This is a genomic window from Rhodococcus sp. NKCM2511, from assembly GCF_014905595.1.
GTDB lineage: Bacteria > Actinomycetota > Actinomycetes > Mycobacteriales > Mycobacteriaceae > Rhodococcoides > Rhodococcoides fascians.
On sequence record NZ_BNHJ02000002.1, the window covers coordinates 300,453 to 325,038 of the forward strand.

Consider the following 24,586-nt stretch of genomic DNA (forward strand, 5'->3'; position numbering starts at 1 on the left):
CGGGGTCCGCATATCGGAGCTGCTGGCTTTGCTGTGGGAGTACATCTCGACGCCGATGTTCCGACAATCGTAGTGAACGCGACCCTGGTGCAGCCACGAACGGCTGGGGAGAAGCTGATCCGTCAGCCACACCGTAAGGGCGACGCTCCCCCCACTGCCATCGTCATCCCGAAGTTCGCCGTGGACATCCTCCGTCGACGGCGAGAGGCCCTCACGTTCAACAACCCGAACGATGCCGTCTTTGTCACATCGACCGGCAACTGGGTCTCCCCTGCCAACGTTCGGCGCTGCTGGCGCGGAGCGCTCGGCAAGAACTTCGACTGGGTGACGCCACACAGCTTCCGCCGGACCGTGGCAACGCTCGTGAAGGTCCAGTACGGGGTGGAGGCGGCACAGGCGCAGCTCGGTCACGCCAACACCGCTGTGACGGAAGCGCACTACATCCAGCGGATGAACTCGGCACCGGATATGACCGAGCACTCAACACTTTCGCGCCGTCAGAGCGGCAAAATCTTGGGTAAGTGTTGAGTACGGCAACCTATGGCCTGCAATGAAAAGAGCCCCTCACCTGAACTTGCAGGTGAGGGGCTATCTTTGCGCTCCCCCACCTGGACTCGAACCAGGAACCCTTCGATTAACAGTCGAATGCTCTGCCAATTGAGCTATGGGGGATTACCTTGCGGCGTCACACTCTCGTGCGAGCCGTTGGAAACAATAGCGCACACCCCCTTGTGAGTACCAAATCGGGCCCACGAGAGCACCGAAACAGCTTCCGCCGTGTACCGAATCGCCCTGCTCGAGGTTCGTCGGGCAAGATGGAAGAACGGCCGCACGCTCTACGGAAGGACCCACTGATGATTCGTTTGGTACTGGCGGCTGGAGCTGCATATGTACTGGGAGCCAAGGCCGGACGGGGCCGGTACGAGCAGATTCGTAAGACGGCCAGCGCCGTCGCGTCGAGCCCGGCCACCAAGAAGGCCATCGAGGTCGGCCGTCAGAAGTTGTCCGACTCTCTGAACACGCAGCCGAGACTCGAGCCGATGAAGCCCGTCGACGACGAAGACCAGGTTTTTGTCCCGCGCGATCAGCTGCGGCGCTAACCGACCTCGGCGACGCTTCCCACGGCGAGTTCGAGCAGGCTGCGGCGGTACTGCTCGAGGGCGATGAGATCACCGAACAGGGCGTTGTAGTCGTCCGGCTTCTCCGCAGGCGACATGCGCTGCAGCTTGGACTTCAGTTCGGCGACCTGTTGGCCCACCCACACCTCTTGAAGCCGGGCGAGCACACCGGAGATGTAGCGCGTGAGAGCGTCGTCGGCCACGCGCATCGGGTCGACGGCCAACTCCGTCACCAACGACACCACCACGGCGTCCTTGGCCTGCTTGGCCACCGCGTCGACCCACTCCCCACCGCCCAGGCCCGCGGCAGTGCCGCCGGCCGCGGCCACGGCATCACGCACCGCGGCGTACGCCGGATGGTGAAAGCTTTCGGGTGGCAGCGAATCGAAGACGGTGCCGGCGACCGCGGGCATCTGCAGCACCGCTTTGAGGGCCTCTCGTTGCGGCCACAGCGTCGGATCGGTGGGGTTGGGACGCGGCGGCCCGGCCGGGGCTTCCGTCGGCGCTGCCTGACGCTTCTCGAAGGGCACGCGTTTACCGCTCGTGTCACCTCGCGCACCCTTCTTCGCCTCGTCGCGCACGCGGGCGAGCACCATCGCAGTGTCGTCCCAGCCGGTCCACCCGGCGAGCTGCCTGGCGTACTCGTCCCGCAGTGAGGCGTCCTTGATTCGCGCGACCACCGGAACAGTGCGCTTGAGCGCTTCGACGCGCCCCTCGGGCGTGTCCAGATCATGCTCTCGGAGCAGCGATTTGACGACGAAGGCAAACATCGGGGTTCGCCGGGCCACGAGATCGCGAACCGCGTTGTCACCGGATTTCAGGCGCAGGTCGCACGGGTCCATTCCGTCGGGTGCGACGGCGACGAAGGTCTGCCCGGCGATCTTCTGATCCCCCTCGAACGCCTTCATGGCGGCGGCCTGGCCGGCGTCGTCACCGTCGAAGGTGTAGATCACCTCACCGCGAAAGTAGCTGTCGTCCATCATCAGTCGGCGCAGCATCGCAAGGTGGTCTTCGCCGAACGCGGTGCCACAGGACGCCACCGCGGTCTTGACGCCGGCGAGGTGCATCGCCATGACGTCGGTGTAGCCCTCGACGATGACGGCCTGATGCGACTTCGCGATCTCCTTGCGCGCGAGATCCAGCCCGAACAACACCTGAGACTTCTTGTACAGCATGGTTTCCGGGGTGTTGATGTACTTTCCAGGCATCGTGTCGTCGTCGAACAGTTTGCGGGCGCCGAAACCGATGACGTCGCCGCTCTGACTGCGAATGGGCCACACCAATCGGCGCCGGAAACGATCGATGGGCGTGCCGCGCTTGCCGGGTGTCGCCAGGCCCGCGTCCACGATCTCCTTGGCTTCGAAGCCCTTGCCCAGCAGGTGTTTGGTGAGGGTGTCCCAGCCGTCGGGTGCGTATCCGCAGCCGTATGCCAGCGCGGCGTGGCCGTCGAAGTTTCGTTCGGTGAGGTAGTCGCGTGCGGTCTGGGCGTCGGGGCCGCTGAGCCTGCCCGCGTAGAACTCCTGGGCTGCCGCGTTCGCGGCGATCAGGCGCGCTCGGGTGCCACGGTCACGTTGAACCGATGGCCCTCCACCCTCGTAGGAGATCGAGTAGTTCAGCCGATCGGCGAGTTGCTCGACGGCCTCGACGAAGGAGATGTGCTCGATTTTCTGGAGGAAGGAGTAGGCATCACCGCCCTCGCCGCAACCGAAGCAGTGATAGTGACCGTGGTTGGGCCGAACATGGAAGGAGGGCGACTTCTCGTCGTGGAAGGGGCACAATCCCTTCATCGAGTCGCCGCCCGCGCGCTTGAGGGAGACGTAGTCGCCGACTATGTCTTCGATTCGTGTGCGTTCGCGAATGGCGGCAATGTCACGTTCAGGGATTCGGCCGGCCACGACTGGAGTCTAGCGTCGAACAAGACGCCCGACACCCGTCGATCAACCCCAGCTGGCCTGAGCCCCGAGCGACCGCTTGTCCACCAGTTCGAGTCGACTCTCGGTGTACGACGCGATCTGATCGACGACGACGCGAGTCCGTTCGGCGTCGCTGGACGCGCGTTGCCACGCGGGCACCAGGATGGGATCGAGTTCGCCCGGCGCCGAGCGCATCAACCACTCGGCGACGCGATGGATCCGGTCACGTTGACGTTCCTGCCGAATCTTGTGCCCGGCGTCGGACATGACGTACCGCAGTGCCATGGTCTTGAGCAGAGCCACTTCGGACGCGACGATCGACGGCACCACGAGGTCGGCGTCGTACCTCGTCAACGCTGCCGTGCCGTACTTCTGGCGGGTTCCGTCGATGGCAGCGGTGGCGAATCGCCCGACCAGCTCGCTGGTCATGTGCTTGAGCGCCACGGACGCGGTGAGAGTGCCGTCGTATCTGCCGACCGCGACGACGACGTCCATCTTGGACAACCGGCTCGCCGCCTCGATCAACTCGTCGACGTCGAGTCCGCGGAACTCCGACACACCGAGTTCGGCCAGTGCCCGCTGCTCGATCGGATCGGACAGTGCGCGCAGGTCGATTCTGGCGTCGATGACGCCGTCCTCGACGTCGTGTACCGAGTAGGCGACGTCGTCGGACCAATCCATGGTCTGCGCTTCGAGGCACTTGTGCTTGTCCGGTGCACCGTCGCGTACCCAGCCGAGAATGGCCGAGTCGTCGTCGTAGGCACCGAATTTCGCGCCCGGCGCGGGCCTGGTCCACGGATACTTCATCGCGGCGTCGAGGGCGGCGCGGGTGAGGTTGAGTCCCGCGCTGTTGCCGTCGGAGTCGAGGATCTTGGGCTCGAGGCCGGTCAGGATGCGCAGGTTCTGCGCGTTGCCCTCGAATCCGCCGCAATCCTGGGCCACCTCGTCGAGGGCCCGCTCGCCGTTGTGTCCGTAGGGAGGATGACCGATGTCGTGTGCCAAGCCCGCCAGATCGACCAGATCGGGGTCGCTGCCGAGCCCCTCCGCGATGCTGCGCCCGATCTGCGCGACCTCGAGCGAATGCGTCAGCCGGGTGCGCGGGGTGTCGCCGTCGCGGGGCCCGGTCACCTGGGTCTTGTCCGCCAGACGACGCAGGGCAGCACAGTGCAAGACCCGCGCACGATCTCGCGCGAACGCACTCCGATGCGAGGCGTTGTCCGCCCCGGATCGAAGCCCAGCGGTCTTGGGCGGTTCGGGAACGAATCGTTCGACGTCGTGCTCGGAGTATGTGCCGGTCATCTACTGGCCTGCCGTGTAGGAGAAATCAGCGGTGAAGTGCGTCAACTGGTACCACAGCAGAGCGCCTGTCTCCCTGGCTATTCCGTGCGCCTGCGACTCGCGGGTGTAGACGGCAGGCCCGGTGCGGGTGGGCGACGTCCACGCATCGAGATCGGCGTCGCGCGCCATGGTTCGGGTGCGCAGCGAGTGCCACGGATCGCTGACCAGCACCACCGATATCTTGCCCTGATCTCGTAGCGTGGCACTGACGGCTTCGATGCTTTCGAGGGTGTCCGATCCGGTTTCGACGGCCACGATCGCGTCGGCAGGCACGCCCTGATCTATCAGGTAATTGCGACCCGACGCCGCCTCGGTGAACAGGTCACCTTCTTGCTTGCCGCCGACGGTGACGATCTCGGGAGCGATGCCCTGCTCGTACAACGACGCGGCCTGCGCCAAGCGTGCCTCGAACACCGTCGAGGGCGTACCGCTGTACTGCGCAGCACCGAGTACGACGATGGCGTCCGCCGCAGTATGGTCGTCGATTCGAGCCACCTGCCACACGCGCACCGCGGTGCCTGCCACCAGAACGAGGGCCATCAGTATCACTCCCGCGACCAACCGACCCGTCCAGCGTCCGAGCGTTCCGAAGAAGCCCAGCCGCTCGGGACCGGGGTCCGGGGCATACCGGTCGTCGTACGGGTCGCCGTACGAATCTCGGTCGAGAGTTGGATTCACCCCTCGAGTTTGCCAGGCCCGCGCATCTTCGGCGGTCACGGCGCGCCTCGGAAGGTCAGAGCCACCCGCGGTCCTCGGCGACTCGGACCGCTTCGGCCCGGGTGCTGGTGCCGGTTTTTCCGATCGCCGAAGAGAGATGGTTGCGCACTGTCCCTTCCGACAGGTGCACCTGCGCCGCGATGGCACCGGCCGTTCCACCCTTCGACGCTGCGCGAAGAACTTCCTGCTCACGGGCGGTCAGCGGCGAGACGCCCTCGGTGAGCGTCTCGGTGGCGAGCGCGGGATCGACGACGCGCAGACCCATGTGGACCCGTCGCACGGCATCGGCCAACTGTTTGGCTGGAGTGTCCTTGACGACGAATCCGGAGGCTCCGGCATCGATCGCACGGCGCAGATATCCCGGCCTGCCGAACGTCGTGACGATCAGCACTTTCGACTCCGGTACCGCCTGAGCCAGCTCGGCGGTGACGTCGATGCCGTTCTTGCCCGGCATTTCCACGTCGAGCAGCACGACGTCGGGTCGATGTTCGAGAACCGCCGCCACCACTTCGTCGCCTCGTCCCACCTCTGCGACGATGTCGAGGTCGTGTTCGAGTCCCAACAATGCCGCGAGAGCACCACGCACCAGCGCTTGGTCGTCGGCCAGCAACAGTCTGATACTCATGGTGCCGAGACCTCCACCTTGAATCCGCCGGTCGGAACCCGGGCGACCGTCAGTGAACCACCGGCAGCGCTCACGCGTTCACCCAACCCGCGGAGCCCGTTTCCTCCACAGTGTTCCTCGGCCGGCCCGCATCCGTCGTCGACGATGGAAATGCTCGACGGCGTCAGCATCACTCGGCAGTGCCGTGCGTGGGAGTGTCGCACCACGTTGGTCACCGCTTCGCGCAGGACCCAGCCGAACAGTTCGCGGTGTCGCAGTGAAACGACGTCGGCATCCGCGGGCAGCTCGACGTCGATGGCTGCGGCCACCAGAGCTGTTCGTGCGCTTGCCAGTTCGGTGCCGATGTCGATTTGACGCATGCCGCCGACGGTGCTGCGAACGTCGGCCAGTGCTTGCCTTGCAAGGGCTTCCACCTCGGCGATCTCGACAGCTGCTCGGGCAGCATCGATCTCGAGCAATCTGCCGGCCAGTTCGCTCTTGACAGTGATGACGGTCAGGGAATGCCCGAGAATGTCGTGCACGTCTCGGCTCATCCGCTCACGTTCGGCGACGATGGCCAGATCCGCCAATTGCTGCCGCGCCACGGCCAATTCGTGGTTGCGCTGGAAGACCTGAGTGATACCCCACGCAGCGGCCGAGCTGATCAGCAACTGAAACGCGAAAAAGTTGTCGGGCTCCCAGGACGGGATGACCCGCGGTGCCACTTCGATGAGCACCACCATCACCGCGACCAACGTCCACGCCTGCCGAACCGGCAGCGTCATCATCGCCAGCACCGCGATGTAGATCGTTGCGCCGAATCCGGTGGTTCCGATCAGCGCGCTCATCGCCGCGGTCAGGGCCAGCATTGCCGCGAGCGCGATCCAGGCCTGCCGTATCGGCAGCGGGTGTCCGCGGCGGTGACCGTTGCGAAAGCGCCAGAAGGTGGCCGTGAATACGACTCCGAACCCGACGATCGCGGCAATACCGAGGACCCGTGCCGCCACAGACCCCAACGACAGAATCTCGTTCAACGGATAGATCAGGTAGATCAGCCAGATGGCTCCGAACATCCAGCCGTACCGCCAGACCCTGCCCTCGGGGAGGTCGGCGGTGAACGTGGTCATGTCGCCCACGGTATCTCCGTGGGCGACACGATCGGTGGTTTCCGCGTCAGGCACGCTTGGTGTCTTTCCGGAACAGCAGCGCCGCTCCTGCGATGAACACCACCGCCCACACCACCAGGTTGACCACTGCGACGGCGAGGATGCCTGCGTCGGCCGAGGTGAACGGAGCCCGGGCCACAGTCGCCAGACCGTACAACGGGGTGAACTTCGCCAGCATCGGGAACCAGCCGCTGTCACCGAGCGGGACGAACAATCCGCCGGCCAGGGCGAGGAAGGCCAGTACCGGTCCGAGGATCTGCATGACGTTCTCCGAGGGCAGCAGGTACCCCATGAACAACCCGAATGCGGCGAACACCGCAGATCCGAGCCACGCGATCACTCCGCAGGCGAGCCACACCCAGATCGGCATGTCGGCTCCGAAGAATGCCGCGACGACGAACACCACGACGATCGCTGCAGCACCCATCGTCATGGCGACGAGCATCTTGGTGACGATGTAAGCGACAGGTTTGAGCGGAGTCAGTCGCAGCTGCCTGCTCCAGCCCTGAGCGCGTTCGACGGAGACCATCGCTCCCCCACTGGTGGTGGCCAGCATCGCTCCGTAGACGGCCATGCTGATGGCGATGTAGCCCGTGACGTTGCCGTGCGCGAAGGGGTAGTTGGTCCGGTAGTCCGACTGCGTACCGAAGATGACGAAGAACACCGGGGGCATGACCAACGTGAAGACCAACGTGCGCTTGTTCCGGAACAGGCGACGGATTTCGAGTCCGAGGAACGTGGGCGAAAATCCGCCGTACGCAACGGCTCTGGCAGCGGTGGGGCGGGGCGAGGTCGTGGTCATCGGATACTCCCGGCGAGTTCGGTGTCGGCATCGGTGGTCAGGGCGAGGAAGGCGTCCTCGAGGTTGCGCGAGACGATTTCGAGATCGGTCGCATGCGCATCGTTGAGGAGGTAGCGGGCAACGCAGTCGGAGTCGCGTCCGTGCACGATCACCCGGTCGCCGCGCGTCTCGACCCGGTCGACTCCGGGAAGAGCGAGCAACGTGGACCGGTCGACACCGGGCAGGGTGGCGGTGACCGTGCGTCCCGCCGCGAGATTCTTGACCTCGGCGGCGCTGCCGTCGGCAACGATCTTGCCGTGCCGCACCAGGACGATCCGGTCGGCGTAGGCATCGGCCTCGTCGAGGTAGTGCGTTGCGAACAGCACTGTTCGGCCGGTGCTCGCGTCCTGGCGAATGGCGTTCCAGAAGTCGCGTCGCCCCTCGACGTCCATGCCGGTGGTCGGCTCGTCCAGCACCAACAGATCCGGATCGGGCAACAGAGCGAGTGCGAATCGCAGTCGCTGTTGTTGGCCGCCGGAGCACTTCGCCACCCGACGATCACCGATGTCGGCGATGCCTGCCCGCGTCAGCACCTCTTTCACGGACCTGGTTCTCGCAAACAGGGCCGCAGTCAGTTCGACGGTTTCGCGGACGGTGAGGTCGCGAAGAAGTCCGCCGGTCTGCATCACCGCCGAGATGCGCCCCTGAGCGATGGCGTCGGCCGGAGTTCCGCCGAACACCGATACCGTCCCGGTGGTGGGTGTGGCCAGGCCGAGCATCATGTCGATGGTCGTGGTCTTGCCGGCACCGTTCGGTCCGAGAAAAGCGACTACCTCGCCCGGCTCGATGGACAGGTCGATCCCGTCCACCGCACGGACCGATCCGTATGTCTTCGTGACGCCTCGCAGTTCGACTGCCTTCGTTGTGGTCATGACAGCTACTCTGCTGCGATCCGAGCCCGACCACCTCGACCGAGCGTCACGATTGCACGATGACAACTGTCATGGATCGACCTGCTCGATTCGGACACGCTGGAGCCGGTAGATTTCAGCGCATGGCAGTCCAGCACCGGCGGCACTCCAGCGCCACAGTCCGTAGGTCGGTCCATCGATTCCGTCGCCTCACCGCAACAGGTGCTCTGACCTTGTTCGCTGCGGTTCTCCTCGCCCCCGGCGTCGCCTCCGCCGAGGCACCGTCGCGCCTCGCCACCCAGATCACCGACAACGTGCAGGCACTCGATCCGGACTCGCTGGCCGAGGTGCAGACGTCCATCGACGACCTGTACGGCGGCAGCCAGCTCAGGCTGTGGGTCACCTACGTTGCGGATTTCGACAACATGTCGGCGGCCGACTGGGCACGGCAGACGTACGAACGGAGCGATCTCGGTCAGCGAGACGTCCTGCTCGCAGTGGCGACCGTCGATCGGTCGTACTACCTCGGCGTCAACACCGGGCTCTCACAGATCACCACGGCGGAGCAGGACGACATTCGTGTCAACGACGTCGAACCTGCGCTGGGCGAAGAGGATTGGTCGGGGGCGGCCATAGCTGCGGCCGGCGCTCTCGGCGAGGCCTATGCATCGAGCGGTGGAGGTGGGTCGTCGGCACCGCTGCTGATCGGTGTCGGGGTGGTGGCCGTCGCAGGCGGCGGAGCTGTTGTCTACTCCTCACGGCGCAAGAAGGCTCGAGTGGCCGCCGAGCTGGAAGCGGTGGCGAAGATCGACCCGAGTGACCCAGCAGCATTGGCCCAATTCCCGATCGACGTTCTCGACACCCGCGCCAAGGAAATTCTGATCGAAACCGACAACGCCGTGCGAGCCAGCGAGGAGGAATTGACCCTGGCCCGAGGCGAATTCGGCGATTCGGCAGCCGCTCCGTTCATCACTGCGTACGACAACGCAAAGAAAGCTCTGGCCTCTGCTTTCGAGATCCGTCAGCGGCTCGACGACGCCATTCCCGAAACCCCCGATCAGCGACGGGCGATGCTCGTCGAGATCATCTCCTCGTGCGGCCAGGCAGATCGGGAACTCGACTCTCGGGTCGAGGAATTCGACGGATTCCGCGACCTCGTCATGAACGCCGGCTCGCATCTCGACGAGCTCACCCAAGCCATCATCGGCTTGACGGTGCGCATTCCGCAGTCCGAAGCCCTACTCTCTCAGCTGCATTCGGAATTCTCCGATACCGCACTGAAATCGATTGCCGACAACGTCACGATGGCCAAGGATCGAGTTTCCCTGGCCGAGGAGAACATCGAAGCCGGCCGCAAGGCCGCAGCACTTCCGCCCGGAAAGCAGGGCCCGGCCGTGACCGCGATTCGGACCGCGGAACGAGCTGTCGATCAAGCGAAGTCACTGCTCGACGGAGTCGACCACGCCCGCGACGACATACGGCACGCAATAGCCACCCTGCCCGACGCCATCGCGGACGTCCGCCGGGACATCGAGAAGGCTCGCGGACTGGCCGAACACGGCGGCACCGAACTGCAGGCGGCGATGACTGCGGCACAGACGGCATTGAAGAACGCCGAGACGGCACAGTCGAGCGATCCGCTCGGTAGTTACACCGCCCTTGCCGCAGCAGATTCCGAACTCGAGAAGATCGTCGACGAAGCGTCGGCGGAGAAGGCCGCCGAGGATCAGCTGCGGGCGCGTCTGGAACGCGATATTGCCGCTGCCCAGGCGCAGATCACTGCTGCAGCGGACTACATCTCGACCCGACGCGGCGGAGTGGGTGCCGATGCTCGAACGCGTTTGTCCGAAGCCGAACGGCATCTCGGTGCAGCTCGGCAGCTCGAACCGGACAATCCCGACGAGGCTCTCAAGCACGCGCATGCCGCCAGTCAATTGGCTTCGCGCGCATCGCAGATCGCCCAATCCGATGTACAGAACTGGGAAAATCGGCACGGCCCACGCGGCGGCAGTAGCGGCGGCAACGTAGCAGGCGCCGTGCTCGGCGGAATCCTGATCAACAGCGTGCTGCGCGGCGGCGGAGGCGGATTCGGTGGTGGATTCGGCGGCGGCGGGGGCTTCGGCGGCGGTGGAGGCGGAGGCGGCGGCTTCGGTGGCGGCGGCGGCCGCTTCTGATTCGACCCAGACATGCGACAGGGCCCGATCTCTCACCGAGAGATCGGGCCCTGTGTATTGCCTACAGCCCTACGCGCCGATCAGACGGGCGGCGATGTAGCCCTCGACCTGATCGAGAGCCACGCGCTCCTGTGCCATCGTGTCGCGCTCACGAATGGTGACGGCATGGTCGTCGAGGGTGTCGAAGTCGACGGTGATGCAGAACGGGGTACCGATCTCGTCCTGGCGACGGTAGCGACGGCCGATGGCTCCGGCGTCGTCGAATTCCACGTTCCAGTACTGACGCAGTTGCTGCGCAAGATCTTTCGCCTTCGGCGTCAGATCGGCGTTACGCGAGAGCGGAAGCACCGCGACCTTCACCGGGGCAAGACGACGATCGAGCTTGAGCACGACACGCTTGTCGACGCCGCCCTTGGCGTTGGGTGCCTCGTCCTCGGTGTACGCATCGACGAGGAACGCCATCAGCGACCGAGTCAAGCCGGCGGCCGGCTCGATGACGTACGGGGTGTACCGGGTGTCGGTGGCCTGCTCGTAGTAGCTCAGGTCCTGGCCCGACGCCTTCGAGTGCACCGTCAGGTCGTAATCGGTGCGGTTCGCGACGCCCTCGAGCTCACCCCAGGCGCTGCCCTGGAAGCCGAAGCGGTACTCGATGTCGACGGTGCGCTTGGAATAGTGCGACAGCTTTTCCTTGGCGTGCTCGTACAGCCGCAGGTTCTCCGGATCGATGCCGAGATCGGTGTACCACTTCATGCGGTAGTCGATCCAGTACTGATGCCACTCGTCGTCCTCGCCGGGCTTGACGAAGAACTCCATCTCCATCTGCTCGAACTCACGAGTGCGGAAGATGAAGTTTCCCGGCGTGATCTCGTTGCGGAAGCTCTTGCCGATCTGGCCGATGCCGAACGGCGGCTTCTTGCGTGAGGTCGTCAGCACGTTGGCGAAGTTGACGAAGATGCCCTGGGCGGTCTCGGGGCGCAGGTAATGCAGCCCCTCTTCGTTGTCGACCGGGCCGAGGAAGGTCTTGAGCAGGCCGGAGAATGCGCGCGGCTCGGTCCACGAACCGGGCTCACCGGTCTCCGGATCGCGGATATCGGCGAGTCCGTTCTCGGGCGGGTGGCCGTGCTTCTCCTCGTAGGCCTCGATGAGGTGATCGGCACGGTAGCGCTTGTGGGTGTGCAGCGACTCGACGAGCGGATCGGAGAACGTCTCGACGTGGCCGGAGGCCTCCCACACCTGGCGCGGCAGAATCACCGACGAGTCGAGCCCGACGGTGTCGTCGCGGCTGGTGACCATGTTGCGCCACCACTGCTTCTTGATGTTCTCCTTGAGCTCGACGCCGAGCGGACCGTAGTCCCAGGCCGACTTCGTACCGCCGTAGATTTCGCCGCACGGGTAGACGAGACCTCTGCGCTTGGCGAGGTTGGCGACGGTTTCGACCTTGGACTTGGGTGCCACTGGCGGAGCTCTCCATCTTCGGTTACATCGTGTAAGAGGTGACGTGGGCGGTTTTCGCCCTGATCAGACTATCTGGCTCGGTCGTCGATTCCGAACAGCGGTCGGGCACCGAAATTGACATGCGCACCTGTGCATATCACAATGAATATGATTTGCAATAACGATGACTGCACTAGCCTGAGTTCATGACGTCGACCGTGCAGGGAGAATTCGACAACCGACCGGTGACCGAAGGAGCCGCAGCCATGTCCACGGTGCACACCCACAGAACCGACTCGTCCATGGAGACGGCGGCGCATCTGCAGGATCCGGAACGCCCGGTGCACGACGACCCGTTCGCCGCCGCTCCCCCGGCGTTACTTCCGCCGAAGGAGACCTTGGCCGCGGCCGGCGACATCCTGCGTGCACTGGCCGCACCGGTTCGGATTGCGATCGTCCTGCAGCTCCGAGAATCCGAGCGCTGCGTTCACGAACTCGTCGTCGCCCTCGGTGTGACACAGCCGTTGATCAGCCAGCATCTGCGGGTTCTCAAGGCGGCCGGCGTGGTTCGCGGAGAACGTAACGGCCGCGAGGTCCTGTACCGACTGGTCGACGACCATCTCTCCCACATCGTCGTCGACGCCGTGGCTCACGCCGAGGAAGGCCGAAACCTGTGACCGAGAAGACGACCGATACCGCCACTCCGAGACGACCGGTCGTGGTCGGAGTGCGCGCCACCAAACAACGCAGTGCGATCTCGGATCTGCTGGACACCATCGAGGAGTTCAAGTCCGCGCAGGATCTGCACGACGAGCTTCGCAAGCGCGGCGAGGGGATCGGCCTGACGACCGTGTACCGCACACTGCAGACCCTTGCCGACGCAGGAACGGTCGATGTCCTGCGTACCGACAACGGCGAGTCGGTCTACCGGCGTTGCTCCTCGGGCCATCATCACCACCTGGTGTGCCGAGCATGCGGATTCACCGTCGAGGTCGAGGGTCCCACCGTCGAGAAGTGGTCGCAGAGTGTCGCTGAGTCCAACGGCTTCAGCGACGTGAGCCACACGATCGAAATATTCGGCACCTGCAGCCAGTGCAGCACAGCCGGTCACTGAACAGCTCTCACCCCACCGCACCCGCCAGGCGAGGCACTACCGAATCGATGGCGAACGGAATGGACAGAACCGAGTTGTACGTGATCGCCCCGCGCTGATCGGTGGACAACGGAACGATCGCGTCGTTGCGGGCAGCTGTCAGCGTTCCGAAGATCGGGTTCTCGGCCACGACGTCGATGTCGTCCCCGGTGCCGAGATAGAGCACCACATCGGCGTCGAGCGTGGAAATGTTCTCGGCCGAGACCGGAACGAAGAAGTTGGTGCCGTTGTCCTCGGCCAGGATCGGGTCCGGAATTCCGAAGCCCAACGACGTGACGAACGTACCGCGTGCATCGCCTGGCAAATATGCGCCGAACTGACCGTCGTACGGAAGTGCCACGGCGGCAGTCTTACCCGCGAACTCCGGATGTGCGGCTCGCACCTGTTCGAGCGCAGCGGTGGTCTGTGCATTGAGCTCTTTGCCACGATCGGATTCGCCCATCGCGCGTGCAATGGTGTCGGTGGCCACCTCGCGATCGACGGCGTATGCCGCCGATCCGGCCGGTCGAGCGACGGTCGGGGCGATGTCACTGAGTTGTGCGTAGGTGGCCTCGTCGAAGCCGGCGTTCAGTCCGGTGATCAGGTCCGGTTGCAGAGAGGCGATCAGCTCGAAGTTCGGTTCGGACTCCGAGCCCAGCAGCGTCAGTGGTGCGTCGCCGACCAACTCGTCGGTCCACGGACCGAGTCCGGTCTCGTAGAAGGTGTATCCGGTGTTTCCGACCGGGACGGTTCCGAGCGCGATGACGGCATCGGCGTCGGATACCCCGAGTGTGACTATGCGGGTGGGCTTCTCCGGAACGGTCGTGCTGCCGTAGATGTGGTCGATGACCACCGGGAATACACCGTCCGCAGACTGGGCCGCGCTGTTGTCGGGTTCTGCTGTGGAGCAGGCAGTTGCGGACGCGCCGATGGCCATCACCGCCACCACTGCCGTCAGCATTCTGGACACTCGAACCGCCATTGCAACCGCCTTCACGTGAGTAAGTAAAGGCTTACCTTAGACGACCGTTCAGGGCAGCAAACCCTCGCGGGCCTTCTCGACCCCGGCGAGCACCAGAATCAACATCGTCAACATCGCTTCGTCGTCCAACCCGTTGGCCGGAAAGGTATAGCGCAACAACACATCTGCGAGCTTGTCGTGGGTGTTGACCGAAATCGCGCCGAACTGCGAATCGGCGTTGCGGTCGGCTACCTTCTTGTGCAGTGCGGGCTTGAGCGGTCGATCCCAGGCCAAAACCGCGGTTAGCGAGAGCACCTCGAGCTCCGGCGAGAGCTGCACCGCGCGTAGCGAGCACAGCGCACCCGCATAGTCGAACCCCAGAGAGCCTTCCTCCCCCACAGTGACAGTGGCGAACTGCGCCAGCGCCAACTGAGCCCGCGTCTGCAAGGTCAGGCCCGGTACATCGTCACTCATATTTCACTCCACCGAATCGTCGGTCCCGCGACGCGAATTCGATGCAGGCCTCCCACAGATCTCGACGATCGAAATCGGGGAACAGTTTCTTCTGGAACACGAACTCCGCGTAGGCCGACTGCCACAGCAGGAAATTGGAGGTTCTCTGCTCCCCCGAGGGACGCAGGAACAGGTCGACGTCGGGCATGTCCGCCTCGTCGAGGTACTTCGCAACGGTCGCCTCGGTGATCTTTTCCGGGTTGATCTTTCCGGCGGCAACCTGACGCGCGATTTCTCTTGTGGCATCGGCAATTTCGGCTCGCCCGCCGTAGTTGACGCACATTGTCAGCGTCATCACCGTGTTGTGCTTCGTCAGCTCCTCGGCCACTTCGAGTTCCTTGATGACGCTGCCCCACAGTCGCGGTCGCCGACCGGCCCAGCGCACCCGCACACCCATCTCGTTCATCTCGTCTCGTCGACGCCGGATCACGTCGCGATTGAAGCCCATCAAGAACTTGACCTCGTCAGGACTGCGCTTCCAGTTCTCCGTGGAGAAAGCGTACGCAGACAACCACTGCACACCGATTTCGATGCAGCCACAGACGGCATCCATCAGTACTGCTTCGCCCTGCTCGTGCCCTGCGGTTCGCGGCAATCCACGATCCTGAGCCCACCGGCCGTTACCGTCCATGACCAGAGCGACGTGACGAGGAATCAGCTCCGGCTGCAAGATCGGCGGCCGCGCACCCGAGGGGTGCGGGTCCGGCGGGCGAACCGCCGGCCGTTCGTCAGGCCGGTGTTGCGGCTCGCGTCGTCGAATCACGGTCCCCATCCTGCCCGACGGTGTCGGCGAACACGGAGTCAGGTTGGGCCAGCGGCACCTGGTGTGGATGCGAGCGCTCGATGAGCGGAAGTGTGCGGAGCTGGCGTTCGAGGTGCCACTGCAGATGAGCCGCCACCAGGCCACTGGCCTGCTTTCGGACCGCATCGGAGGTGGTGACGGTGTAGTCCCACTCCCCGCGCTCGAGGGCCACCATCAAATCCAGAACACCGGTCGATGGCGTCGCAGATCCCGGCGGTCGGCAATGCACACACACAGCGCCACCTGCGGCGACGTGGAACGCACGGTGCGGCCCCACCGCAGCGCATCGAGCGCAGTCCGTCAGTGCGGGAGCCCATCCGGCGAAACCCATCGCACGCAGCAGATACGCGTCGAGAACCAACTCGGGCGGCCGCACGTGCTGCGCAAGGGCACGCAGCGCGCCGACGGTCAGCTGATGCAGGCGCTGCGCGGGGGCGTGTTCTTCGCCGGCCAGACGCTCGGCGGTTTCGAGGACTGCGCAGCCGGTGGTGTAGCGGCCGTAATCGGCAACGATGTCCCCGCCGAACGCGTCCACCGTGTGCACCTGGGTGACGATGTCGAGGTTGCGTCCTGGATAGAGCAGGACGTCGATGTGCGCAAACGGCTCCAGCCGTGCGCCGAACTTGGACTTGGTGCGGCGCACCCCCTTGGCCACCGCACGGACGATGCCGTTCTCCCTGGTCAGCAACGTGACGATGCGATCGGCCTCACCCAGCTTGTGCTGGCGCAGGACGACTGCGTTGTCACGGTATGGCCTCACGCTCTCCAGTGTCCCACGTGGGCGTCGACGAAGATCGTTCCCGCGCTGACGGTGAGTCGATACTGTGCACACGTGGATTTCCATCGGTCGACAGTCGTTGCTCAGGCTGCCGAACTCGCGTCGAGACGCGTCACCTCGGTCGAGGTGGTCACCGCTGCACTGGATCGCATAGAACGCAGTCAACCCACCCTCAACGCGTTCCGGATCGTGCGACGCGATGCCGCCCTCACCGAAGCCGCCGAGGCCGATCGGCTGATCGCTGCGGGCTCGTCCGCTCCCCTGCTCGGCGTTCCGATCGCAGTCAAGGACGACGTCGACATCGTCGGCGAACCGACCGCCTTTGGCTGCGCGGGCCGGTTTCCTCCTGCCACCGAGGACTCCGAGGTGGTCCGCCGACTGCGTGCGGCAGGGGCGATCATCGTGGGAAAGACGAACAGTCCCGAACTCGGGCAATGGCCGTTCACGGGCGGATCGTTCGGCCACACGAGAAATCCGTGGCATCGAGACCGGACTCCGGGCGGCTCCTCCGGTGGTAGTTCTGCCGCGGTAGCAGCCGAATTGGTTTCCGCCGCTTTGGGTTCCGACGGTGCCGGCTCAGTGCGCATCCCGGCGTCGTGGACCAACCTCGTCGGCATCAAGCCGCAGCGCGGCCGAATTTCCACCTGGCCCGATGCCGAGGCGTTCAACGGCATCACCGTCATCGGTCCGCTCGCCCGAACGGTCGCCGACGCAGCCCTGCTTCTCGACGTGGTCTCCGGTGGGCACGACGGCGATCTGCACCGGCCCACTCCGCTGACCGTCTCGGACGCTGTCGGCCGCGACCCCGGTTCCCTGCGCATCGCGTTGAGTCTGCGCAAGCCGTTCATTCCGACACCCGCGGCACTGGATCCCGAGATCACGGCTGCGGCGTACGAGATGGCTGCCGTGCTGCGGTTGCTCGGTCACCGCGTGGTCGTCGACGATCCTGCGTACGGAATGTTGTTGGGGCTCAACTTCTTACCGCGGTCGTTGGCCGGAGTCGCGGCCTGGCTCGACCGCCTGCCCGACCCGTCTCTGGCCGACCCCCGCACCCGAGCCAACGCCCGGAGCGGACGAGCCCTCGCCGGCGCACCACTGCGGGCGGCCCGCGCGGCGGAGCCACGGATAGCCCGCCGCATCGGCCAGTTCTTCGACGACTACGACATCGTGCTCGCCCCGACGACGGCCACGCCGCCTCCGCGGGTCGACGCCATCGACGGCATCTCCAACGCCGACACCGACCGTGTGATCACCGAACACTGCCCGTACACGTGGCCGTGGAACGTCCTCGGTTGGCCGAGCGTCAACGTCCCCGCGGGACTGACGAAAGCCGGTCTACCGATCGGTCTGCAGCTGATGGGCCACGAATCCACAGAGCCACTTCTGGTCTCGGTGGCCGCTCAACTCGAGAACGTACTGCAGTGGCATCGCCGACGCCCCGAGCCGTGGTGGAACCGGGTGAGCGACACCTCGTAGCCTGCTCGTCAGGGCACGTCAGAAACCGAGCTTGCCCATCTGCTTGGGGTCGGTCTGCCAGTCCTTGGCGATCTTGACGTGCAGATCCAGGTAGATTCGGGTACCGAGCAGCTTCTCGATCTGCAGTCGCGACGCGGTGCCGACCTCTTTGAGTCGCGAGCCGCCCTTGCCGATGATGATGGCCTTCTGGCTGGACCGTTCGACGTACAGGATCGCGTGCACATCGAGCATGTTGTCGTGGCCCTCGCGCGGCACTACCTCCTCGATGACCACTGCCAGCGAGTGCGGGAGCTCGTCGCGGACACCTTCGAGCGCTGCCTCGCGGATCAGCTCGGCCATGAGGATTTCCTCCGGCTCGTCCGTCAGTTCCCCGTCGGGATAGAAGGCGGGACCCGGAGGCAATTCGGAGGCCAGTAGGTCGACGAGCTTCTCTATCTGCTCACCGGACTCGGCCGATACCGGGATGACATGCGAATTCTCGCCCAGCAACTTCGACAACGACATCAACTGCTGTACGACGCGTTCCTTCTTGACCTTGTCGATCTTGGTCACGATGCCGATCAGGGTGGTCTTCGGCGCGATGTGCCGCACTTGTTCGAGGATCCACCGGTCGCCCGGTCCGATCTTCTCGTCGGCGGGGATGCACAGTCCGATGACGTCGACCTCGGAGTAGGTGTCCTGCACCAGGTCGTTGAGGCGTTGTCCCAGAAGCGTTCTCGGTCGGTGGAGCCCCGGGGTATCGACGAGGATCAATTGCGCGTGATCGCGGTGCACGATGCCGCGGATCGTGTGGCGCGTGGTTTGGGGTCGCGAGGACGTGATGGCGATTTTCGACCCCACCAGTGCATTGGTCAGGGTGGACTTGCCGGTGTTGGGCCGGCCTACGAAACAGACGAATCCGGATCGGAACTCTTCGGTGTGTTGCTCGGACATCGAGCACCTCCAGATTTCAGTGTTGGTGAGTGACGTCCGACGAGTCGTCGTCCTCGGTGGATTCTTCGTCGGGTTCGAGCTTTTCGACCAGCACGGTGGTGATGCGGACGCGGCCCTTCGGGTCGGCTCCGCCCTCGCCGCGCAGCAACAGCCCGTGAGTGGTTACTTCGGAACCGGGCAGCGGCACGCGGCCGAGTTCGTAGCCGAGGAGTCCGCCGACGGTATCGACCTCCTCGGATTCGATGTCGATACCGAAGATTTCGCCCAGATCCTCGAGCGGTACCCGCGAGGACACCCGGAACCGTCCGTCTTCGAGTTGCTCGATGGGTGCTACCTCGTCCGAGTCGTATTCGTCGGCGATCTCGCCGACGATCTCCTCGATGACGTCTTCGATGGTCACCAGGCCCGCGATGCCGCCGTACTCGTCGACCAGCAGCGCCATGTGGTTTCGGTCTCGCTGCATCTCGGCGAGAAGACTGTCGAGCGGCTTGGAGTCCGGTACGAACACCGCCGGGCGCATCAGTTCGGAGACCTGGACGCCTCGCCCACCGTCGGTGGAGTAATACGTCTGCTGCACAAGGTCTTTGAGGTACACCACGCCGACGATATCGTCCACGTTCTCGCCGATCACCGGAATGCGGGAGTGCCCACTGCGCACGGCCAGCGACGTCGCCTGCCCCGCCGACTTGTCGGATTCGATCCACACCATCTCGGGCCGCGGCACCATGACCTCGCGGGCCGAGGTATCGCCCAGCTCGAACACCGATTGAATCATTCGGCGTTCGTCGTCGGCCACGACTCCGCGCTCGCGAGCCATGTCGACCAGCTCACGTAGCTCGATCTCGGATGCGAACGGGCCGTTGCGAAATCCCTTGCCCGGGGTGATGGCGTTACCGATGAGGATGAGCAGCCTGCTGATCGGCCCGAGGAGCCAGCCGAGGGCGCGCAACGGCAACGCTGCGGCGAGCGCGATCGAGTACGCGTTCTGCCTACCCAGCGTTCTCGGACCGACGCCGATCACGACGTAACTGACCAATACCATTGCCACAGCGGTGATCACGAGCGCGGTGGTCGAGTCGATCAATTGGGTCAGGCCGCCTGCGAGCAGCACCGTGCCGCCGATTTCGCACAGAATACGAAGCAGCACCATGAGATTGACGTACCGCGGGCGGTCGGCAACCACGACGACGAGACCGGTGGCACCCGGTCGCTCGTCCTTGACCATGTCTTCGATCCGCGCCCGCGAGACGGTGTTCAGGGCCGAATCGACTGCGGCGAACAAGCCGCCGAGGGGAACCAGCAGAACGGCGAAGACGATGAGTGCGGCAGCACTGCTCACGCGCTAGGACCCCGCACTCCCGCTGGTCCGAACACGCACATCATCGGTCGAGACCGTCGACGAAGCCGGCCTTGCCGAGCAGCCGAGCGTCTCGAACGGCCTGTTCGGCAGCCTGCTCCGCCCGCCGGGCGTCCTCGTACCATTCGGCCAGCAGACGGTTCTGCAGCTCGAACATTTCCTTCTCTTCGTCCGGCTCGGCATGGTCGTAGCCGAGCAGGTGCAGCACGCCGTGCACGGTGAGCAGCGCGAGCTCGTGTTCGAGCGAATGTCCTGCTGCCGCGGCCTGATCCGCCGCGAAGGACGGGCACAGCACGATGTCTCCGAGCATTGCCGGTCCGGGCTCGGGAGCATCGGGCCGACCGCCCGGTTCGAGCTCGTCCATAGGAAACGACATCACGTCGGTGGGGCCGGGCAGATCCATCCAACGCATGTGCAGATCTGCCATGGTTGCCGAATCCACCAGCACCATGGACAGTTCCGCAGCGGGGTGCACGTCCATGCCTGCGATCGCGAACCGTGCGACCGAGACCAGTTCGGGCTCGGAGATGTCCATCCCCGACTCGTTGGACACTTCGATACTCATCTAGCCACTACCCACGCTCTCGTTGCCTGCATTACCGTTTCCGTACGCCTGAATCATCTTCTCGCCGAACGCGGCCCGCCGGCACGGCGTTGCGCGCGGTTCGCGATGACGCCTTCCGATGCGGACTCGAAGCGCTCGTAGGCGTCGACGATTTCCGAAACGAGCCGGTGACGCACCACGTCACTACTGGTCAGTTGTGCGAAGTGGATGTCGTCCACATCGGTGAGAATCTCCGACGCCGCACGAAGGCCCGACCGGGCACCGCCGGGTAGGTCGACCTGCGTCACGTCTCCGGTGACGACGATCTTCGATCCGAATCCGAGACGCGTGAGGAACATCTTCATCTGTTCGGCCGTGGTGTTCTGCGCCTCGTCGAGAATGATGAACGCGTCATTGAGCGTACGGCCACGCATGTAGGCGAGCGGCGCGACCTCGATGACGCCGGCCTGCATCAGCTTGGGGATGGCCTCGTCGTCCATCATGTCGTGCAAGGCGTCGTGCAGTGGACGCAGATACGGGTCGATCTTCTCGTGCAAGGTTCCGGGCAGAAAGCCCAGACGCTCACCTGCCTCCACCGCAGGCCGCGTCAGGATGATGCGGCTGACCTGCTTGGTCTGCAATGCCTGCACTGCCTTGGCCATGGCCAGGTAGGTCTTGCCCGTTCCGGCAGGACCGATTCCGAACACGATCGTGTTGGCGTCGATCGCGTCGACGTAGCGCTTCTGGTTCAACGTCTTGGGCCGAATGGTCTTGCCTCGACGCGACAGAATGTCCAGGCTCAGCACCTCGGCGGGAGAATCCGACACCCCCTCGGTGAGCATGGCGATCGACCGGCGCACTGCGTCGGGAGTCAGTGGCTGAGCACGTTTGGCCAATGCCGCCAATTCGGTGATCACCCGCTCGGCCAACGCCACATCGGGCACCTTCCCGGTGAGCGTCACGGCGTTCCCTCGTACGTGGATGTCGGCCGTCAGCATCTGCTCGAGCGCCCGGAGGTTCTCGTCGGACTGTCCCAGCAGCGGCATCACTGCTTCGGGGGCGAGCTCCAAGGTGGACCGAACGTCGCGCTCGGCGGGAAATTCGCTGTGTTCACTCACGTGGTGGCTATGGCCTGCTCTCTTGTTTCGACCGGTGACGCTGATGTTTCCGAACGCGTCCGTCAGGTCGCGCTCGGACCAAGTTTAACGCCGCAGGATCGATGCGCATTCCTATTACCCACGGCGCTCGTCCAGGACGGCCTCGAGCGAGAGCGCCCAGCACCGCGAATCCGGGTTCAGGAAGGCGAAGTGGTCCTCGCCCGGCACGATCGCCGGCTCCGCGTCGTCGCCCGCGGCTCGTGCGGCCTCGACGTACCTCGAGCTCTGCGAAGCCGGGACCTGAAGGTCATCGGATCCGTGCAGGCAGATCGTCGGGATGCCGATGGGTAGTCGGGCCAGAGGTGAGGCCGACCGGTACAGCTCGGGCTCGTCTTCGTAGCGGGCCTGCAGCAGGGCCTCGACCGCCGGATTGGTACGTCCCGACGCCCCGCGCGGCTCCAGATCGAGGACACCCGCCTGCGAGACGATGCGCGACGGCCGGACCGTCGTGTCGGTTTCGCCGCCGAGCCACACTGCCAGGTGGCCGCCCGCCGAGTGCCCGATGACGCGGACATCGTCGACACCGACCGGGGCGTGGTGCTGTACCACCCCGGCCACGGCGTCGAGTGCGGCGCGCACGTCGGCTTGCATCTCCGGCCAGTGCCCGCCCGCACCGACGCGTCTGTACTCGATGTTCCAGGCCACCGCACCGGCTCCGGCGACAGCTCGGGCGAACTGGGTGCCCAGATTCGACGCGTACTGCCCACTCCAGAATCCACCGTGCACGATCACGACCACCGGTGTCGCGGGCGTGACCGGCGCGGACGGCAGATAGAGGTGACCGAACTGTTCCGGATGATCGCCGTACGCGATCTTGATGCGAACGCTCATGCGTTCGGGAAATCGGGCGGAAGTTGCGCCCACCGCGTCGTCAGAACGCCGAGAGCTCCCAACGCAACAGCTCCGGCCGTCGAGGTTCGCAGCACCGTCGGCCCCAGCACCACCGGGGTCGCGCCCGCCTCGGTCAGAGCCGCGATCTCTCTGTCGTCGAGGCCACCCTCGGGTCCGACGACGATCGCGACCTCGGGCACCGAATCGAACGGCAGGTCGCGAAATGCCGAGGTGGCCGCTTCGTGCAGCACGGCGACGATGCCGCCGCCCGCCACGATCCGGTGCACGAGGGCGTACACCGAGCCTGAATCGTGCAACTCGGAGACCTCGGGGATGTATGCGCGACGCGATTGCTTGGCCGCCTCGGCGGCGGTACTGCGCCAGCGCGCGACCCCCTTGGTTGCCTTGGGCCCTTCCCAGCGAGCGACGCATCGCGCCGACTGCCACGGCACCACGGCGTCGATCCCGGCCTCGGTGGCCAGCTCGATCGCCAGTTCGGAGCGGTCCGCCTTCGGCAACGCCTGAACCAGCGTCACCGTGGGCGTGGCTCGCGGCATGTCCGTGCGCGACTGCACCGTCAGTTCGAGTCGGTTCTTCTCCGCACCGACGACGACCGTGTCGGCCAGACCGCCGGCACCGTCACTGAGCAGCAGCCGCTCGCCGACTCGGATCCGCCGCACGGTCGCGGCGTGATGACCTTCTTTGCCGTCGAGCACGGCGAGCTCTCCCACGGCCGGCAGCGGCGTGAGATAGAAGACCGTGGGGGCCATGAATCAGCGCCCGCTGAAGGCTTCCCGCAACCGCGAGAACAGGCCACCGCTGTGCGCCGAACCGGTGGTGACGACCTCCGCCGAATCGCGGTCGCGCATGGTCTTGAGCTGTTCGAGCAGGTGGGTCTGCTTGCTGTCCAGCTTGGTCGGCACGATGACCTCGAGGTGGGCGTGCAGGTCACCGCGGATACCGGAACGGAGCTTGGGCATCCCGTGCCCGCGCAGCACCGTCGTCGAGTTCGGTTGTGTCCCTTGCTCGATCGAGATCTCGGTCGGGCCGTCGATGATGGCGTCGACCGTCACCGACGTCCCGAGTGCCGCGTCGACCATCGGGACGCGAACGGTGCAGTGCAGATCGTCGCCGTCACGGACGAACACCTCGTGCTGCTGCTCCACGATTTCCACGTAGAGATCGCCTGCGGGGCCGCCACCCGGCCCGACCTCGCCCTGCGAGGCCAACCTGATGCGCATGCCGTTGCTGACGCCGACCGGGACCTTCACCGAGATGTCCCGACGCGAACGCACCCGGCCGTCGCCGCCGCACTTGCGGCAGGGGTCCGGGATGGTCTCGCCTGCACCGCGGCAGGTGGGGCACGGACGGCTGGTCATGACCTGGCCGAGGAACGAGCGCTGCACCGACTGCACTTCGCCGGCACCGCCACAGGTCTCGCACCGAACGGGCTTGGAATCGCCGTTGGTGCCCGAGCCGGTGCACAGGTCGCACAGGATCGCCGTGTCGACGGTGATGTGCTTGGTGACGCCGGTGGCGCATTCGTCGAGGGTGAGTTTGGTTCGCAGCAGCGAATCGGCTCCGGGTTGTACGCGTCCCTTGGGTCCGCGCTGTCCACCGCCTGCGCCACCGCCGAAGAACGCTTCGAAGACGTCGCCGAGGCCGCCGCCGAATCCGGCACCGCCGAATCCGCCGCCACCACCGCCGCCGCCTTGCTGCAGAGGATCGCCGCCGAGGTCGACGATCCGACGCTTCTCCGGATCGGAGAGCACCTCGTATGCGGTGGAAATGTCCTTGAACCGGGCCTGTGCGGCCTCGTCCGGGTTCACGTCCGGGTGCAACTCTCGCGCCAATTTGCGGTAAGCGCGTTTGATCTCCTGGTCCGTCGCCTGCTGGCCGACGCCCAAAGTCCCGTAATAATCCCGTGCCACGTCGTCTCTTTCGTC

General features: G+C 65.1%; 25 protein-coding genes and 1 tRNA gene. 6 read left to right on the forward strand and 20 right to left on the reverse strand.

Annotated elements, in window-relative coordinates:
- Positions 1 to 72: 72 nt before the first annotated feature.
- Positions 73 to 528 (forward strand): tyrosine-type recombinase/integrase, encoded by a 456-nt coding sequence (locus tag JLZ96_RS18085; RefSeq protein ID WP_201010905.1) that lies wholly within the window; start codon positions 73 to 75, stop codon positions 526 to 528.
- A 71-nt stretch (positions 529 to 599) separates the two neighbouring features.
- Here the strand turns inward: JLZ96_RS18085 and JLZ96_RS18090 are convergent.
- Positions 600 to 672, reverse strand: a tRNA-Asn gene (locus JLZ96_RS18090).
- 182 nt (positions 673 to 854) lie between these two features.
- On the opposite strand from JLZ96_RS18090, the gene JLZ96_RS18095 reads away from it, so the two are divergent.
- The gene (locus JLZ96_RS18095; RefSeq protein ID WP_027497479.1) at positions 855 to 1,100 is read left to right on the forward strand and encodes a hypothetical protein; all 246 of its coding nucleotides are present in this window, start codon (positions 855 to 857) and stop codon (positions 1,098 to 1,100) included.
- Here JLZ96_RS18095 and dnaG read toward each other — a convergent pair.
- Genes dnaG through JLZ96_RS18130 form a run of 7 tightly spaced genes read right to left on the reverse strand, consistent with a single transcriptional unit; the run spans position 1,097 to position 8,569 of the window.
- Positions 1,097 to 3,013, reverse strand: a complete 1,917-nt coding sequence (dnaG, locus tag JLZ96_RS18100; protein WP_201010906.1) for a DNA primase — start codon at positions 3,011 to 3,013, stop codon at positions 1,097 to 1,099. The genes JLZ96_RS18095 and dnaG overlap by 4 nt on opposite strands.
- Positions 3,014 to 3,055: 42 nt before the next feature.
- Positions 3,056 to 4,330, reverse strand: coding sequence for a deoxyguanosinetriphosphate triphosphohydrolase (locus tag JLZ96_RS18105; RefSeq protein WP_032370250.1), 1,275 nt, complete (start codon positions 4,328 to 4,330; stop codon positions 3,056 to 3,058).
- On the reverse strand, positions 4,331 to 5,047 hold the full coding sequence (locus tag JLZ96_RS18110) for a YdcF family protein (RefSeq protein ID WP_236254142.1): 717 nt from the start codon (positions 5,045 to 5,047) through the stop codon (positions 4,331 to 4,333). It abuts the gene before it with no gap.
- Between the two features lie 55 nt (positions 5,048 to 5,102).
- Positions 5,103 to 5,711 carry a response regulator transcription factor gene (locus tag JLZ96_RS18115; protein ID WP_032374419.1) on the reverse strand — a complete coding sequence of 203 codons (609 nt, stop codon included), beginning with the start codon at positions 5,709 to 5,711 and terminating at the stop codon, positions 5,103 to 5,105.
- Positions 5,708 to 6,817 (reverse strand): sensor histidine kinase, encoded by a 1,110-nt coding sequence (locus tag JLZ96_RS18120; RefSeq protein ID WP_236254143.1) that lies wholly within the window; start codon positions 6,815 to 6,817, stop codon positions 5,708 to 5,710. The genes JLZ96_RS18115 and JLZ96_RS18120 overlap by 4 nt, the downstream gene beginning before the upstream one ends.
- Positions 6,818 to 6,863: 46 nt before the next feature.
- Complete coding sequence (locus JLZ96_RS18125; protein WP_027497485.1) at positions 6,864 to 7,658, reverse strand: ABC transporter permease; 795 nt, start codon at positions 7,656 to 7,658, stop codon at positions 6,864 to 6,866.
- The gene (locus JLZ96_RS18130) at positions 7,655 to 8,569 is read right to left on the reverse strand and encodes an ABC transporter ATP-binding protein (RefSeq protein ID WP_027497486.1); all 915 of its coding nucleotides are present in this window, start codon (positions 8,567 to 8,569) and stop codon (positions 7,655 to 7,657) included. The genes JLZ96_RS18125 and JLZ96_RS18130 overlap by 4 nt, the downstream gene beginning before the upstream one ends.
- A gap of 122 nt (positions 8,570 to 8,691) precedes the next feature.
- Between JLZ96_RS18130 and JLZ96_RS18135 the strand changes: the two genes are divergently transcribed.
- On the forward strand, positions 8,692 to 10,722 hold the full coding sequence (locus JLZ96_RS18135) for a YgcG family protein (protein ID WP_236254144.1): 2,031 nt from the start codon (positions 8,692 to 8,694) through the stop codon (positions 10,720 to 10,722).
- Between the two features lie 69 nt (positions 10,723 to 10,791).
- Here the strand turns inward: JLZ96_RS18135 and JLZ96_RS18140 are convergent, their stop codons facing one another.
- Positions 10,792 to 12,177 (reverse strand): glycine--tRNA ligase, encoded by a 1,386-nt coding sequence (locus JLZ96_RS18140; RefSeq protein WP_032368169.1) that lies wholly within the window; start codon positions 12,175 to 12,177, stop codon positions 10,792 to 10,794.
- A 281-nt stretch (positions 12,178 to 12,458) separates the two neighbouring features.
- On the opposite strand from JLZ96_RS18140, the gene JLZ96_RS18145 reads away from it, so the two are divergent.
- Complete coding sequence (locus JLZ96_RS18145) at positions 12,459 to 12,833, forward strand: metalloregulator ArsR/SmtB family transcription factor (RefSeq protein ID WP_048318751.1); 375 nt, start codon at positions 12,459 to 12,461, stop codon at positions 12,831 to 12,833.
- Complete coding sequence (locus tag JLZ96_RS18150) at positions 12,830 to 13,270, forward strand: Fur family transcriptional regulator (protein WP_027497490.1); 441 nt, start codon at positions 12,830 to 12,832, stop codon at positions 13,268 to 13,270. The genes JLZ96_RS18145 and JLZ96_RS18150 overlap by 4 nt, the downstream gene beginning before the upstream one ends.
- A 7-nt stretch (positions 13,271 to 13,277) precedes the next feature.
- Here JLZ96_RS18150 and JLZ96_RS18155 read toward each other — a convergent pair whose 3' ends face one another.
- From JLZ96_RS18155 to recO, 4 genes are read right to left on the reverse strand one after another with little or no spacing between them, the layout of a single operon-like run.
- Positions 13,278 to 14,285, reverse strand: a complete 1,008-nt coding sequence (locus tag JLZ96_RS18155) for an iron-siderophore ABC transporter substrate-binding protein (RefSeq protein WP_236254145.1) — start codon at positions 14,283 to 14,285, stop codon at positions 13,278 to 13,280.
- Positions 14,286 to 14,318: 33 nt separating this feature from the next.
- Positions 14,319 to 14,723, reverse strand: coding sequence for a hypothetical protein (locus tag JLZ96_RS18160; RefSeq protein WP_032384552.1), 405 nt, complete (start codon positions 14,721 to 14,723; stop codon positions 14,319 to 14,321).
- Positions 14,716 to 15,525: an isoprenyl transferase gene (locus tag JLZ96_RS18165; RefSeq protein WP_027497493.1), complete on the reverse strand. Its 810-nt coding sequence runs from the start codon at positions 15,523 to 15,525 to the stop codon at positions 14,716 to 14,718. The genes JLZ96_RS18160 and JLZ96_RS18165 overlap by 8 nt, the downstream gene beginning before the upstream one ends.
- Positions 15,491 to 16,324 (reverse strand): DNA repair protein RecO, encoded by an 834-nt coding sequence (gene recO, locus JLZ96_RS18170; protein WP_008715506.1) that lies wholly within the window; start codon positions 16,322 to 16,324, stop codon positions 15,491 to 15,493. The genes JLZ96_RS18165 and recO overlap by 35 nt, the downstream gene beginning before the upstream one ends.
- A gap of 72 nt (positions 16,325 to 16,396) precedes the next feature.
- Between recO and JLZ96_RS18175 the strand changes: the two genes are divergently transcribed.
- Positions 16,397 to 17,818, forward strand: a complete 1,422-nt coding sequence (locus tag JLZ96_RS18175) for an amidase (RefSeq protein ID WP_201010908.1) — start codon at positions 16,397 to 16,399, stop codon at positions 17,816 to 17,818.
- Positions 17,819 to 17,836: 18 nt separating this feature from the next.
- Here JLZ96_RS18175 and era read toward each other — a convergent pair whose 3' ends face one another.
- From era to dnaJ, 7 genes are all read right to left on the reverse strand, one after another.
- Positions 17,837 to 18,751, reverse strand: a complete 915-nt coding sequence (gene era, locus JLZ96_RS18180; protein ID WP_027497495.1) for a GTPase Era — start codon at positions 18,749 to 18,751, stop codon at positions 17,837 to 17,839.
- A gap of 16 nt (positions 18,752 to 18,767) precedes the next feature.
- On the reverse strand, positions 18,768 to 20,090 hold the full coding sequence (locus JLZ96_RS18185; protein WP_027497496.1) for a hemolysin family protein: 1,323 nt from the start codon (positions 20,088 to 20,090) through the stop codon (positions 18,768 to 18,770).
- 40 nt (positions 20,091 to 20,130) lie between these two features.
- On the reverse strand, positions 20,131 to 20,673 hold the full coding sequence (ybeY, locus tag JLZ96_RS18190; RefSeq protein ID WP_032368173.1) for an rRNA maturation RNase YbeY: 543 nt from the start codon (positions 20,671 to 20,673) through the stop codon (positions 20,131 to 20,133).
- Between the two features lie 53 nt (positions 20,674 to 20,726).
- On the reverse strand, positions 20,727 to 21,770 hold the full coding sequence (locus JLZ96_RS18195) for a PhoH family protein (RefSeq protein WP_027497498.1): 1,044 nt from the start codon (positions 21,768 to 21,770) through the stop codon (positions 20,727 to 20,729).
- A 114-nt stretch (positions 21,771 to 21,884) separates the two neighbouring features.
- Complete coding sequence (locus JLZ96_RS18200; RefSeq protein WP_201010909.1) at positions 21,885 to 22,640, reverse strand: S9 family peptidase; 756 nt, start codon at positions 22,638 to 22,640, stop codon at positions 21,885 to 21,887.
- Positions 22,637 to 23,410 carry a 16S rRNA (uracil(1498)-N(3))-methyltransferase gene (locus tag JLZ96_RS18205; protein WP_201010910.1) on the reverse strand — a complete coding sequence of 258 codons (774 nt, stop codon included), beginning with the start codon at positions 23,408 to 23,410 and terminating at the stop codon, positions 22,637 to 22,639. Before JLZ96_RS18205 ends, JLZ96_RS18200 begins: the two co-directional genes overlap by 4 nt.
- A gap of 3 nt (positions 23,411 to 23,413) precedes the next feature.
- On the reverse strand, positions 23,414 to 24,571 hold the full coding sequence (gene dnaJ / locus JLZ96_RS18210) for a molecular chaperone DnaJ (RefSeq protein WP_027497501.1): 1,158 nt from the start codon (positions 24,569 to 24,571) through the stop codon (positions 23,414 to 23,416).
- Between the last annotated feature and the right edge of the window lie 15 nt (positions 24,572 to 24,586).